The following is a 14,746-nucleotide window of genomic DNA, read 5'->3' as shown; positions in this document are numbered from 1 at the left end:
TCCTCTTTTTATTTATACCTTTGTGCATTATTTCAATTCAAGTTCCGATCTCATCCATACCAATTTATGTTTGAAAACTTACAGGATAAGCTAAACAATGCCTTTCGTACTTTAAAAGGGAAGGATCGCATTTCTGATATAAACGTTGCCGCTACTACAAAAGAGGTTCGTAAAGCGTTGGTTGATGCCGACGTTAACTTTAAGATTGCAAAAGAAATTACTGACCGGATCAGGGAAAAAGCGCTTGACCGGAAAATATTGATATCCGTAGAACCGGGCCAGATGTTCGTTAAAATTGTTCAGGAAGAACTTACTGAATTAATGGGCGGACAAGCGGAAGGAATTAACATCAAGGGTGATCCTGCTGTTATTCTGATCGCTGGTTTACAAGGTTCTGGTAAAACGACTTTCTCCGGAAAGCTATCTGCTCTGTTAAAAAAACAGGGAAGACAGGTTTTGCTTGTAGCTTGTGACGTTTACCGTCCCGCTGCGATTGACCAGTTGAAAGTTCTTGGAGAGCAGGTTGGTGTTGAAGTTTACTCTGAACCGGATAATAAAAGCGCAGTTCAAATTGCTACTAATGCAGTTGCTCACGCAAGAAAAGTGGGTAAAAAAATTGTCATCGTCGATACTGCCGGTCGTTTGGCTGTGGATGAAGTGATGATGCAAGAGGTTGAAGACATCAAATCTGCCGTAAAACCTTCTGAAATTTTATTCGTTGTGGATTCCATGACGGGTCAGGATGCTGTAAATACTGCAAAAACTTTCAACGAACGTCTGAATTTTGATGGTGTTGTGTTAACCAAATTAGATGGTGATGCACGTGGTGGAGCCGCACTTTCTATCCGCCAGATTGTTGATAAGCCGATTAAATACATCAGTACCGGGGAAAAAATGGAAGCCCTTGATTCCTTCTATCCTGATCGTATGGCGAGCAGGATTCTTGGGATGGGTGACGTTATTTCTTTGGTTGAACGTGCGCAACAGGCATTTGACGAAGATGAAGCGAAACGCATTAACGCAAAAATGCGTCAGAATAAATTTGATTTTGACGACTTTTTGGGCCAGCTCCAACAAATCAAGAAAATGGGTAATGTGAAAGATCTGATTGGTATGATTCCTGGAATGGGAACTGCTATGAAGGATGTAAACATTGACAATGAATCTTTCAAACCTATTGAAGCGATCATCCAGTCGATGACGAAAAAGGAACGCGAAAATCCGGATTTGATCGATGGAAGCCGTAAAAAACGTATTGCAACAGGTAGCGGAACTTCAATATTGCAGGTAAATAACCTTTTGAAGCAATTTGACGAAATGCGTAAGATGATGAAGAAAATGAATACTATGCAGGCAGCAGGAAAAATGAGCAAAGCACTTCGTCGCTAATCTCGTAACTACTTGTCCGCAATTTTTTCAACATCAAACTTATTCATGAAACGACTTCTGATCCTGATTGTATTTATTTTAATGTGTAGCCGTGAAGGATTGATGGCTCAGGGATCCGTTGGTTATTATCCATGGAGCAATTTACTGACTATCAGCACCAACCCGCGAAAACTGATCTGGGCAGATGCAAGATTTCAAACAAATTCGCTTTTCAGCAGTTTAAGCATTGATCTTCTTCCGATGTTCAATCTAAAAAGAGGAGAAGTCACGCAGTGGTATATTGGTGGTGGCGTAAGACTTAATCCTTTATACCGTATTGCAGATTCCAAGGCAGATTTAATTACTGTGGATGGATATTCTGTGAACTTTGGTGTTCGTATAAAACCATTGCCGCAAAACCGAAACATTCAGTTAGCGCTGGAATTGAATCCTTATGTAAAAGATAAATTTGACAGCGGTGTTTTAAAAAGTCATTTTGGTATTGTTTACGTTTTTACCAAAAAGAAAAAAAAGATTGAAGAGGCTGCTCAATAAATATTAATTGAAATAGAAAAAGCCTGAATGGAGATTAAACTCTGTTCAGGCTTTTTCTATTTCAAAACATCAAAGAAATTAATTTCCTCCTCTTCCCGCCTTATAAGCGTCATATTCAGCAAGAAGTTTGGCAACATCATCTGCGCCATCGAAATCCAGATTTTCTTCCTTGATCACATATTGCATTTTATTTTTTTCGTCAGAAAGCACTTTTAAGAAGCTGTTTCTGTCTTTCAATTGAATTGGAGTTAACTTATCTCCTTTCAAAATGTATAGACTTTCATCTGTTGCGCCGCTTCCTGACTTTTTATAATGTTTTAACAACTTGGTATTTCCATCATAAAGAACCTGATAAAAACTTTGATCCGTTAAACCGGCAGCTGCTGGAAAACCACGTTTAAAAGTATAAAGAGCAGTTCCGGTTGGAATATTGAACTCTGTAATTTCTGGTCCCAGAACGTAAGCACTAGAATCATTTTTATAAATAATCTGGTCTTTTACAAGATCATAATTCAGCAAAACCCCATCATAAGGCTTCCCGGACTTATCTCTGACCAGACCTCTATACCATTCCTGAGTCAGGTAAGGAGATTTGTCGCTGGCATACTGAACTTCTTTAATCGGAGTACCCGTAAGTCCGGTTGAATCCTGGGCCTTAGCATTTATTGTAAGAAATAAAGCGGCGATGAATAAAATCCGGTGAACATTTTTCATAATATGATTTAGTTTATACTGTAAATTTGACTTTTTCAAATGGTACCGGAGCTTAATAATTCAAAAGGAATCAACAAACAAATTGGTTTATTCCTCTCGATCGCTTAGATTCCCTACCATCTTTATGTACTTTTGCCAAAAAAATTGTACCCGCGCTTTTGAACTTAAACGAACAACTCATCCATATACGCCAAAGCCTGGGAGGAATTGCTCCTGAGATTTTCCTGGCAGTGTTTTTCTGTTTTTTTCTTTTTTCTGAATTAGTTTTATTTAAACAGTTCGAAAAAAAGAAAGCTTCTTTCTGGCTTCAGAACCTGGCTTTGGCCGGAAGCTTCATAGCGCTTATCCTTGTTTTAGGACAATGGAACGAAAAAGCGTCTTTCCGTTTTTATCCATTATTATTCCTCGATCATCAGGCAGTATTTTTTAAAGTGATGATAATTCTAGCCTGGATTTTTTCACTGATACATGTCCGGGTTTTAAAATATGATTTTCCACCTGAATTTAATGCCTTACTAATTGCGACTGTTGCAGGCTTGAATCTGCTGACCATGTCCACGCATTTGCTGACGATTTATTTATCGCTCGAACTTATTTCGATCAGCAGTTATCTTTTGGTTGCGATTTCTCCGTATAAAAAAGCCGCTGAAGGCGGATTGAAATATTTGCTTTTTGGAGCCGCGAGTTCAGCCGTTATGCTTTACGGGATCTCATTGATTTACGGACTTACCGGAACAATGGATATTACAAATGAAGCAATCACTGCCGGTTTAATGAATAATTCCAATCTGGTTATCACCGTTTCCATTGTGATGACATTGGCTGGATTGCTTTTCAAATTATCACTCGTCCCATTTCATGTATGGACACCGGATGTATATGAAGCCGCCCCTACTCCATTGGTATCATTCCTTTCAGTTGCACCAAAAGCAGCAGTCATTCTTGTTTTGATGCGTTTAGCTTCGGTATTGCCGGCGCAATATTTTCCAATACTTGGTGGCATTGCACTGATCAGTATTACCATTGGAAACATCGCAGCGTTGTGGCAAACCAACGCCAGGCGATTGTTAGCTTACTCATCCATTGCGCAAGCGGGATATTTACTGGTTGGCGTTGCGTCTTACAGTCGTTTCGGATTTGAAACAGCCGTTTTTTATACTGCATCCTATCTGGTTGTAAATATGGCAGCTTTCTTTTTGATTGATTTATTACAGCCAAAAGCTACGACGGAATTATCGGCATTCGAAGGTTTGGGCAAACAAAATATGTGGATTTCAGGAGTTTTAACCGTTATTATGGTAGCTCTTGCCGGACTTCCGCCGACAGTAGGTTTTACTGCAAAATGGCTGATTTTCTCTTCACTTTGGGATAGTTACCACGACCAGGGATTTCCATGGATGCTTTGGCTTATGATCGGAGGAATTTTGAATGCAGCGGTTGCGTTGGCTTATTATTTGAGATTGCCTTATCTATTGTTCTTTAAAAATTCAAATCAGGAAAGTTCTGCTCCCAACGAAAGTGTATTAGGAAAAATCATTGCCGGAATCTTTCTGGCGGCAGTGGTATTGTTATTCTTTAATCCGGAATGGATTATGGGATGGATTTCGGCTTTTTGATATTAATTGAAATTATTATTTCCCAACAGCCCTAACCTTAAACCCATCCTTCTTCAACAAAGCAATAACTCCTTTTTCTCCACCTAAATGCGCAGCACCAACTGCTATAAAAGTTGGTTTTTCGTGTACAATTTTATCAATACGTTTAATCCAGTTTTGGTTACGTTGAAAAAGCATAACCTCATCCTGCCCGTCCATACCAAATTCACTTTTAAGCGTAAGATTATACAAACTTTGCAGATCCTGCTTTTTATATAATTCAACCAGATCATGAAACTCCGTTTTAGTTTCCGGAAGTTTATCGATCATAGAAAGCAGCATTTCGGCCTGGCGATTGTAAGGAATAGTGTCAAAAACAGCCATTTGCTCTTCTATCGTTTCCAGACCTATGATTTCAGATTTTTGTTTTGCGGCCAAAGTCATGAGGGAAATTTCATAAGATTGTGGTTCACAACCCAAAATTTTGTTAAACATCGGGCCCATCATCATAAAAGGTTTTGCTCTTCCAAAAGATGTAATATTCATTCCTAAAGAATCCTTATAAAACTGGCTCAGCTGGGCATATTGTTTTTCCGTAAGTATTCCCTGCAAAGTTTTTCCATCAGCCATAAACATCGTTTTGGTCATCGCTCCCATCAATCCCGGATCATCCATATCAATTTCCAACGCCAGTTGCCGGGTTTTTGAAACTGCATTTTTTAATGAATCACTTAGGGAAAAGTCGGCAGGACAAATAAGATGAATGGTTCCGAAGAGATAAGAAGGCTTGGTAATTCCCTTTCCTGAAATCTCCCAAAGCAATGATTTTTCAACCGGAGACTGAGCCCTGGAAAATGGTGAAAGCAATAACAAAAAAAACAGAAACGTGATTTTTTTCATGATACTCTGATAATATACGGCTCTCAAATTACGGATAAATTCCGAAGTTGAGATTGACAGTATATCCGGATATTAAATTTGTCATTAATTATGACTTTTCCATTAGACCGAATTCAACGAAAAGTTAAACCTGAACTAACGGAAAAGTCAATAACGCAGTTAATTACGAACAAAAACATTTACTGAATCCATCAATATTAAATCCTTCTTTAAGAAGTTTTTCCTTAGCAGCACCATTGATATTATCTTTTAAACAATGAAGTAATTTACAAATTGTGTCCTTGACATCATTGTTATCAGGATTACCCGAAGATGAGGAAGGGCCAGGTCTGTCCCCGCCTCTCCAGACACCGGCTGTCAAAACCTGCTCGCGGGTAAATGTTACATTTCTGCTGGTAAAACCGCTTGCATGAATCACAATCTCATAAATCCCCGCATAATTTGCTTTCAGTTCTAATTCATAAATTCCGGTCCCAACTTTTGCCAGCGCTACCGTCATAGAAGTTCCGTCGGGCATTTTCACAACAGCTTCTACACTGGTATTCTTTGTAAGTGGAACTCCATATTCCGTTATCACCGCCCGTAAATTTAGCAACGCGCCGGGTTCATAAGAATTTTGAGACAAAGAGCACAACATTCTTAAATTGGAATAGGCATGAACGAGTGCCGTAAATTTCACACCGTGGGCAGCCATTTCGGAATTATTGCCAAGATATCGCTTGTAATATTTCTCATTTACTTTCAATAAAATATTCCATTGCCCGGTATCCGCATTTATTGAGCCTCCATCATTCACAGGCAACGTCATCCTGAAATAAGTGATTTGTTGTCCGGTAACTTTTGTCACGGTAGGAAATGAGGCCAGATTTGAGTTGCTTATGACATCTCCGGATGGTGTTTCAATGGCAATTTCCAGGATTCCCTGAAATGGTAACATCACAATTGCATCAACCGAAATATCAGTCTCATTTAAATGAAACGGCACTTTTACAATACTTCCCGGCGCGACATATCCATTTGGATCCACCACAACCTGTTCATTATTCAAGCCTGCCTGAATTTGAAGAAAGTATTTGGCTAGTTTGAAAGTATCGTCATTATCAAGCTGATCGGTTAGCAACAAATAGCCGTCATGACCATTGCAAATTTCATTTAATGCGGCCGGATTTAATTCGTTTGCCATACCAAGCCCTACGGCAAAAAGCTGGGAATCGGTTGTTACATCAGCAATATATTTGGGGGCTGTTTCATGTCCGTCCGTAAAAACAATAATCGCTTTCTTGGTATATCCCGTTACACCTGACAGCATATTTTGAGCTTTTTCAATCCCGTCACCGATGGCCGTATTTCCACCCGGAGGTCCATAAGACCCAAGCGCTGTAATCGCTGCCGATCTTGACAAGTCAAAAGGATCATCTGCAGCACCGAAAGGACCGGCAACAGGATTAAGCAAATCATACGCATCATCATCAAACTGAACAATGCCAACACCATTGTTTTCACGAACATAAGTCATAAAAATGTTGGAAGAATATCGTAAAACCTGCTCGCGCGTCATGGTTCCTACACCAGATGGTTCTGACATACTGCCGGATTTATCCAAAACCATGACCATGGCGCAAGTGGGACGAGCGATGGTATTGGCCGAAATGGTAATATTAAAAATTTGTCCGGTTTGAATACATCTCGCCTCAGCAGTTCCGGTTGCGGAATCTCCTGCAACCGTACCGGTATATTTGATCCATAAAAACACTGGCCTTGGTGTGTCAAAATCAGTCGATTTACCAATGGAAACAGGAGGAGAATAATTGAACATTGTGAAAGGTGCACCTGGCAGGTTTGTCATTTCAAAAGAGGTAAAATGAAAACTTTTCACGTCTATTCTAACAGCACGAAGCTGCGTTTCTCCTTCCGGGATATCAATAAAATTTAAGTTGATTTGTACAGGTGTAAGCTCCCAGCCTGCTTTTGCGACTGCATTGGCAGCGTCAATTCGGCCATGTCCCCATGAATCATTGAAATCTCCGCTTCCCAATTTCACCGCCGTATTAACGATTACGTCACGCACCTCATCATTTGTCAATTGGGATACGTGGCTCCATACCAAAGATGCAAGTCCGGTAACGTGCGGCGTGGCCATGGAGGTACCATTCCAACTGACGTAATCGTGAGCAGTGTCACCATTGACGTCATAAGTAGGGAAAGTTGACAAAATATCTTTCCCCGGCGCAACAACGGTAACCGCAGGTCCAACATTGGAAAAATCCGTAACATTATCACTGTTATCTGTCGCACCAACGGCAATAACTCCGTTGAAATCAAGTGATTTTGTAGCCGGAAAGCGAAGTGTTCCACCTTCATTTCCGGTAGCAACACAAAGCAACATCCCATTATCGCTGGCATATCTGCATGCATCTGTGAGCGTATCACTGTCTGAAAACCAGCCTGCACTTAGATTTATGACGACCTTTAAGTTATTAGCAATTGCGTAATCAACAACTTCTTCCACCGCGGACTCAAAATCTCCTTCTGAGCCATTTCCGCTATCATCAAATATTTTACAGATATAAACCTGCGAATTCCAATTCAATCCGGCAATTCCATCTGCGTTATCTGTTTCTGCTGCTGCCGTACCAGTAACGTGTGTTCCATGACCATAATCATCTTGCGGAATAGCATCGTCGCTGATAAAATCTGTTCCCAGAATATACCGTCCGGCATCGTTCAAATCAGGATGCGTGAGCGATCCTGCCTCATATGAAATACCTGTGTCCAGGATGGCAATTAAAATATCGTTGGTTCCTTCTTCCAAATCCCACGCTCCTTCGGCGTTAATCATAGACAATGCCCATTGCTGAGCATATTGCGTGTCGTTTGGTGTCACCAGAATATCGGTAACCATATCGGGAGCGGCATATTTTATATTCGGGCGTTTTGATAATTCTTCTGCCAGTTTCAAAATGTCAGTACCTTCGGGCACTTCTAAAATCAGTTTTCCTGTTTTCCTTGATATTCTGATCAGTTTTGATCCTTCAATGCTGCGCAGAATCTCTTCCAATTTCTTTTCAATCATTTGGACATCCGGTTTTCTTGGAATAATGTCCAGTTTGATCAAGATCCTGTCTGTTCTGTAATCAATTTCTTTTCCCTTCCAGACACCTTTTGTGAATGAAATTGTTTTTCGTTTCCCGTTTTCCATGTTACCTGCTGATGTTTAAATTGATTAAAACCTTCATGATGCAACTTGCATTTTTACATGAATTTTTAGTCGTATTTTACACAAGCAAGGAAACGAACTTATGATTTAACGGTCTGGATATCAATGAAAATAGTACTCCATAATGCTAACGCATAAAAAAATCCCTGACCAAAAAGGTCAGGGATTTCTCGGGTCTAAAATTATTAGAATTTCAGCAGAACTATTCTTTGTGACTATCCACCTTAATTCGCTCTTCACGGTTAGCAAGTTCCCAGGCCGTGTAAAATACAAGTTTCACAATGGGTGCCTGTTTGTCAAACATAATTTTTTCAACATCATCGCCCGGACGGTGATAATCTTCATGAACACCTGTGAAATAGAAAATCACCGGGATATTTTTCTTGGCAAAATTGTAGTGATCAGAACGATAATAAAACCGGTTCGGATCTTTTGGATCGTTGAAAGTATAATCCAGTTTGTAGTTAATATATTTTTTATTCGCCTCTTCGCTGATCCCGTGAAGTTCGGAAGACAATTTATCAGCACCGATCACATAAACATACTTCGGATCGTTTTTGTGTGCTTCATCCACACGGCCGATCATGTCAATATTCAAATCTGCGATCGTATTTGCCAACGGTAGCAAAGGGTTTTCTGAATAATATTCCGAACCGAAAAGTCCTTTTTCTTCACCTGTAACATTCAGGAAAAGAATACTTCTGCGTGGTCCTTTTCCATCCGCTTTTGCTTTACTGAATGCTTCTGCGATTTCAACAATTGATACCGTACCCGAACCATCGTCATCTGCACCATTATTGATCTCACCATTTGCTGAGATTCCAATATGATCCAGGTGAGCAGAAATTACCAAAACTTCATCCTTTTTATCCGTGCCTTCCATAAATCCAGCCACGTTTTCGGTATTGACAATTTCAGTAATTCGATCGGCTTTGAATGCAACATTTCCCGTCAAAGGTTTTGATGTTGATTTACTTCCTTTGTCAATATTTGATTTGATATTGCTTAACTTTTGAGAAGAAGTTTTCAATAAAGAAGCAGCCAGTTCCGGTTTTAAAACAAAAGAAGCTATACCATTAGGAGATTCCTGTACCGGTTTCAGCGTTGGCGAGCTAAATCTTCTGGCCATTACCGAGCGCTGGCGAATTTCTTTGTCCAGATCTTCTCCGCTTTTATCTGTAATGATAAATACATATTTCGCGCCCTTTGCCACAGCAAGTTTTACTTTTTGCTGCCAGGAAAGTGGTCCGCTCCATTTTGTTTTTTCCATGGTGCCATTCAAAAGGTATTTTCCATCTTCTGCTCTTGGCTCTCCTTCAAAAACAATAACCGATTTCCCGTTTACATCCAGATTTGCATAATCGTTGTAAGTACCATCTTCAATTCCGTAACCAGCCAGAACAACCGCCGTTTCCGTTTCTTTCGGAACACTCACCAAGCCATTCAGATAAAAATCTTTGTTAAAGGAATATTTCTTCCCTTCAATTTTTACATAAACATCGCCATAACTGCGTTTATATAGTTTATATTTTTGAAGATAAGATTTCGCTCCTTCACCATTATCAGCTATTGGCTGCAAACCATAGGATTTGAAATATTTAGAAACGTATTCAGCCGCTTTCTTTTGTCCGGGGGAACCAGTGTCGCGTCCTTCCAGACTATCGGAAGCAATAATGACCAGATGTTTTTTGAGATCCTGGGGTGTTATGCTTTCGGCATATTTTGTCGCATCATCCTGCGCATAGCTCAAAGTCGTGAGCATCAGGAATATTCCTGCGAGTATGTTTTTGTTCATGGTGGGAATTATAAAAGAAATAGAATTCTTACAAAGAAAACAAAGACAACGGCGAAAGCCAAATTCTTGTTATGCTTATGAATTTTTAATTACCGCATTTTGTTAATCGTGAGGGAATGTATTTTTGCTTGTGTCTGAAGAGTTGCTAACTTTAATAGTTAGACACACATTATAAAATAAAATGCCCGAAATAAGTCGTTTTCTGGGAATGATTATCAAGATGTTTTTTGATGATCACAATCCTCCTCATTTCCATGTTGAATTTCAAGAGTACAGAGCCATCATCAATATTAAAACTGCTGATATTGTTGAAGGTTATTTACCACCAAAACAACTTAAATTGATTCAGCTCTGGACTTCAATTCACGAACAAGAGCTTTTAGAGAATTTTGTTAATCTTGGTAAGGATTTTAAATCCTGGAATAAAATTGATCCCTTGACTTGATTATGCTATATTATATAGAAAAGATCGTATCAATCCACGCATATACCATTTCCTGTCTTTTTAATACAGGCGAGGTAAGAGATGTTGACTTTACAGATATTATTGAAAAGTATAAAAAAATTAATGACGGACTGATAAGCGAACTGGTTGATGAGGAATTTTTCAAATCAGTTCAACTTGATTCCTACGGAACCCTTCAATGGAACAATGGAGTTGATTTTGACCCTGATAATCTTTACAAAAGATCAAAAAAACAAATAGTAACCATCCAATAATATTATTGACTTTTTGCACTTCTCTCAGCCTAAATGGCGTTTTTGAAATGTTAACAATAAAAAAATTGTAAATTACTGTTATTCAGCGAAAAAACTCCGTATCTTTGCACCTTATTTCAGAAAGTTCAGCAAGAACACAGCATAGCGGCGAGCCAGGGGGCACCTATTACTGTGCCTGCTGTTAACCGTAAACAATTGACTCATAAAACAATGCAATCCATTCGTAACATCGCAATCATTGCGCACGTTGACCACGGCAAAACAACATTGGTCGACAAAATCATTCATGCTTCGAAGCTTTTTCGTGAAAACCAGGAATTCGGTGATCTGATTCTTGACAACAATGATTTAGAGCGCGAACGTGGTATCACTATCGTTTCGAAAAATGTTTCGGTACGTTACAAAGACTACAAAATCAATGTTATTGACACACCAGGTCACGCCGATTTCGGTGGTGAAGTGGAACGTGTACTTAAAATGGCTGACGGTGTTTTGTTACTCGTGGATGCATTTGAAGGTCCTATGCCTCAAACGCGTTTCGTTTTATCAAAAGCGATTCAGCTTGGTTTGAAACCTATTGTTGTTGTTAACAAAGTTGATAAAGAAAACTGTCGCCCAGAAGAAGTTCAGGAAAATGTTTTCGATTTGATGTTCAACCTTGGCGCAACTGAAGACCAGCTTGACTTTACAACCGTTTACGGTTCATCAAAACAAGGATGGATGGGTCCGGACTGGAAAACTCCTACGGACAACATTACTTTCTTGCTGGATACTATTATTGATCAAATTCCTGCTGCTATCATCCACCCAGGTACTCCACAAATGCAGATTACGTCTCTTGACTACAATGCATTCGTTGGTCGTATCGCGATTGGACGTGTATTGCGCGGAACTTTGAAAGAAGGTGCTGTAATGACGCTTTGTAAAGCAGACGGCGTTTTCAAAAAAGTGAAAGTGAAAGAACTTCAGGTTTTTGAAGGTCTTGGAAGAGTGAAAGTGAGTGAAGTTGAAGCTGGTGATATTTGCGCTGTAACAGGTATTGAAGATTTCGAAATCGGAGATACTTTGGCAGATGCTGAAAATCCTGAAGCACTTCCACGTATTTCTGTTGATGAGCCAACATTGAACATGTTGTTCACAATCAACAACTCACCATTCTACGGTAAAGAAGGTAAATTTGTAACATCTCGTCACTTACGTGATCGTTTGATGAAAGAAACGGAAAAAAACCTTGCACTTCGTGTGGAGTCAACTGATACTGAGGATAAATTCTTAGTGTTTGGACGTGGTATTCTTCACTTGTCAGTTTTGATCGAAACGATGCGTCGTGAAGGTTATGAATTGCAGGTTGGACAGCCTCAGGTTCTTTTCAAAACGGATGAAAACGGACAACGCCTTGAACCAATCGAAACATTGGTAGTTGACGTTCCTGAATCATCTGCTGGTAAAGTAATCGAATTGGCTACACAACGTAAGGGTGAGCTTTTGATTATGGAACCAAAAGGAGATTTGCAGCATTTGGAATTCGAAATTCCTTCTCGCGGTTTAATCGGTCTTCGTTCTAACGTATTGACTGCAACACAAGGAGAAGCTGTAATGACGCACCGTTTCAAAAGCTTCGAACCATTCCGCGGACCAATTCCAGGACGTAACAGTGGATCGATCATCTCTAAAAATACGGGTGCTGCAACAGGTTACACAATTGATAAATTGCAGGATCGCGGTCGTTTCTTCGTTGAACCAGGTGAAGAAATTTACACTGGCCAGGTAATTGGAGAACATACTCGTCCAAATGATATCGTTGTAAACTTGCAGGAAGCGAAGAAATTGACCAACATGCGTGCTTCTGGTACGGATGACGGACTTCGTATCGTTCCAAAAATTAATTTCTCTCTGGAGGAATCAATGGAATACATCCAGAAAGACGAATATCTTGAAGTAACTCCGCAAAGCATGCGTATGCGGAAAATATATCTTGAAGAAAACGATCGTAAACGTTTCGGTGCTAAAATCGAAATGGTTTAGTCTGATCGCTGAATCAAAATTCTTTATTGAAAAGGAGCACAAAATTTGTGCTCCTTTTTTTTGTTTTTTTTCATTCTCAAATTTCATATAAACCATATGAAAAATTTGGAAAGCGTGCTTAATCCAGTGTTATCATTTCAACAATGTTGATAAGTATAAAATAATATTTTCGAGACAATATTTTATACATTTTCAAGATTGAACAGGTTACATCTTTAATATGTTGAAATCACGTATGTTTGTATTATCAAAGAATGACAATTCATTAACATACTTATTATCAGACTATTAATTTAAATATTAAAATGGCATATATAGAACCGGCTCCGATCAAGGATAAAGAAAATCCGTTGGAGTCTATGATGCAAAGATTTGACAAAGCGGTAGAACTTTTAGGCATTTCTGACGAAATGTACCATATTTTGAAAGTTCCACGCAAGCAGGTTACCGTAGGAATCCCTGTCACAATGGATTCTGGCAAAATAAAAGTTTTTGAGGGATACCGGGTTATTCACTCGACAATCCTTGGCCCAAGTAAAGGTGGTATCCGTTTTGACCCGGATGTAAATATTGACGAAGTGCGCGCACTTGCTGCATGGATGACATGGAAATGTGCCGTTGTAGATATTCCTTATGGTGGTGCAAAAGGTGGCGTGGCCTGTAATCCGCGTGAAATGTCTGCTGGAGAAATGGAAAGATTAATGCGTGGTTATACCATTGCATTACTAGATGTCTTCGGCCCCGACCAGGATATTCCTGCGCCGGATATGGGAACCGGACCAAGAGAAATGGCCTGGCTGATGGATGAATATTCCAAAGCGAAAGGAATGACCGTTCAGGCTGTTGTTACTGGCAAGCCGCTTGTTTTAGGAGGTTCATTAGGTCGTACCGAAGCAACCGGTCGCGGCGTTATGGTTTCCGCTCTTGCTGGGATGGAAAAGTTGAGAATCAATCCCTACCGTGCAACCGCCGTTGTTCAGGGTTTTGGAAATGTTGGATCTCATGCAGCGTCTTTGTTACGTGAACGTGGCGTTAGTATCCACGCGATCAGCGATATTTCCGGAGCTTATTATAATGACAAGGGAATTGATATCGCAGCGGCAATTGCTTACCGTGACGCCAATAAAGGTTCGTTAGAAGGATTTACAGGAGCCGAATCGATTTCGGGAGATGAGATATTTTCTCTGCCAGTTGATTTACTGGTTCCTGCTGCAAAAGAGGATGTCATTACCCGCAGAAATGTTGAAAGTATCCAGGCTAAAATGATTGTGGAAGGTGCTAACGGCCCGACTTCTTTCAAAGCTGATGATATTATTAACGATAAAGGCATCATGGTTGTACCGGATATTCTGGCCAATGCAGGTGGTGTTACTGTTTCGTATTTTGAATGGGTACAAAACCGTATCGGCTACAAATGGACTCTGGAACGCGTCAACCGCAGAACCGACCGCATCATGAAAGACTCTTTTGATAATGTATATGCAACTTCATTGAAATATAAAGTTTCACTACGGATTGCGGCCTATATCGTTGCGATTGATAAAGTATCAAGCACTTACAAATTCCGTGGAGGATTTTAAGATATCATTTTTTTCAAAAAGAACGGGGAAAGGCAAAGTGCTTTTCTCCGTTCTTTTTTATGTACAAATTTGATTACCAATAAATTATAGATAACTTTCTATAAAGTTAACCAAACGTTTTAGTCCGATGGAAAATGAAATAGCTGAAATTAAAACGAACATTCTGGAGAGAGATAAAGGAATGTTTATAATTCCAGGAATCGCAGGTACCTGTGCTGTAATTATCTTTTTCGTTAACTCCTCCTTGCTCATTGCAGGACTTTCAGTTATTCTTTTG

The 14,746-nt window shown here is 39.7% G+C and carries 11 protein-coding genes; 7 read left to right on the top strand and 4 right to left on the bottom strand.

Features of this window, described 5'->3' with window-relative positions; translation table 11 throughout:
* Positions 1-66: 66 nt before the first annotated feature.
* Together ffh and IEE83_RS30990 are read left to right on the top strand one after the other, a co-directional pair.
* The gene (gene ffh / locus IEE83_RS30995) at positions 67-1,389 is read left to right on the top strand and encodes a signal recognition particle protein (RefSeq protein ID WP_194124578.1); all 1,323 of its coding nucleotides are present in this window, start codon (positions 67-69) and stop codon (positions 1,387-1,389) included.
* Between the two features lie 45 nt (positions 1,390-1,434).
* A complete protein-coding gene (locus IEE83_RS30990; RefSeq protein WP_228102149.1) occupies positions 1,435-1,923 on the top strand; it encodes a hypothetical protein in 489 nt (162 codons plus the stop codon).
* A gap of 78 nt (positions 1,924-2,001) precedes the next feature.
* Here the strand turns inward: IEE83_RS30990 and IEE83_RS30985 are convergent, their stop codons facing one another.
* Positions 2,002-2,637 carry a hypothetical protein gene (locus tag IEE83_RS30985; protein WP_194124577.1) on the bottom strand — a complete coding sequence of 212 codons (636 nt, stop codon included), beginning with the start codon at positions 2,635-2,637 and terminating at the stop codon, positions 2,002-2,004.
* A 158-nt stretch (positions 2,638-2,795) separates the two neighbouring features.
* On the opposite strand from IEE83_RS30985, the gene IEE83_RS30980 reads away from it, so the two are divergent.
* Complete coding sequence (locus tag IEE83_RS30980) at positions 2,796-4,253, top strand: NADH-quinone oxidoreductase subunit N (RefSeq protein ID WP_194124576.1); 1,458 nt, start codon at positions 2,796-2,798, stop codon at positions 4,251-4,253.
* Between the two features lie 15 nt (positions 4,254-4,268).
* Here IEE83_RS30980 and IEE83_RS30975 read toward each other — a convergent pair whose 3' ends face one another.
* From IEE83_RS30975 to IEE83_RS30965, 3 genes are all read right to left on the bottom strand, one after another.
* The gene (locus tag IEE83_RS30975) at positions 4,269-5,132 is read right to left on the bottom strand and encodes a TraB/GumN family protein (RefSeq protein ID WP_194124575.1); all 864 of its coding nucleotides are present in this window, start codon (positions 5,130-5,132) and stop codon (positions 4,269-4,271) included.
* Between the two features lie 163 nt (positions 5,133-5,295).
* Positions 5,296-8,331 (bottom strand): S8 family serine peptidase, encoded by a 3,036-nt coding sequence (locus tag IEE83_RS30970; RefSeq protein ID WP_194124574.1) that lies wholly within the window; start codon positions 8,329-8,331, stop codon positions 5,296-5,298.
* A 220-nt stretch (positions 8,332-8,551) separates the two neighbouring features.
* Positions 8,552-10,144, bottom strand: a complete 1,593-nt coding sequence (locus IEE83_RS30965) for a M28 family peptidase (RefSeq protein WP_194124573.1) — start codon at positions 10,142-10,144, stop codon at positions 8,552-8,554.
* Positions 10,145-10,325: 181 nt separating this feature from the next.
* Between IEE83_RS30965 and IEE83_RS30960 the strand changes: the two genes are divergently transcribed.
* The 4 genes from IEE83_RS30960 (at position 10,326) to IEE83_RS30945 (ending at position 14,469) form a co-directional block, all read left to right on the top strand.
* The gene (locus tag IEE83_RS30960; protein WP_194124572.1) at positions 10,326-10,589 is read left to right on the top strand and encodes a DUF4160 domain-containing protein; all 264 of its coding nucleotides are present in this window, start codon (positions 10,326-10,328) and stop codon (positions 10,587-10,589) included.
* Between the two features lie 2 nt (positions 10,590-10,591).
* On the top strand, positions 10,592-10,864 hold the full coding sequence (locus IEE83_RS30955) for a DUF2442 domain-containing protein (protein WP_194124571.1): 273 nt from the start codon (positions 10,592-10,594) through the stop codon (positions 10,862-10,864).
* 210 nt (positions 10,865-11,074) lie between these two features.
* Positions 11,075-12,889: a translational GTPase TypA gene (gene typA, locus IEE83_RS30950; RefSeq protein ID WP_194124570.1), complete on the top strand. Its 1,815-nt coding sequence runs from the start codon at positions 11,075-11,077 to the stop codon at positions 12,887-12,889.
* 305 nt (positions 12,890-13,194) lie between these two features.
* Entirely contained in the window at positions 13,195-14,469 is a 1,275-nt protein-coding gene (locus tag IEE83_RS30945; RefSeq protein ID WP_194124569.1) for a Glu/Leu/Phe/Val family dehydrogenase, read from the top strand.
* Positions 14,470-14,746 lie beyond the last annotated feature (277 nt).

Origin of the sequence: Dyadobacter subterraneus, from assembly GCF_015221875.1 — a bacterium.
Classification (GTDB): domain Bacteria; phylum Bacteroidota; class Bacteroidia; order Cytophagales; family Spirosomataceae; genus Dyadobacter; species Dyadobacter subterraneus.
The sequence above is the reverse complement of the archived record's forward strand: the minus strand, read 5'-3'. Positions and strand labels throughout refer to the sequence as shown.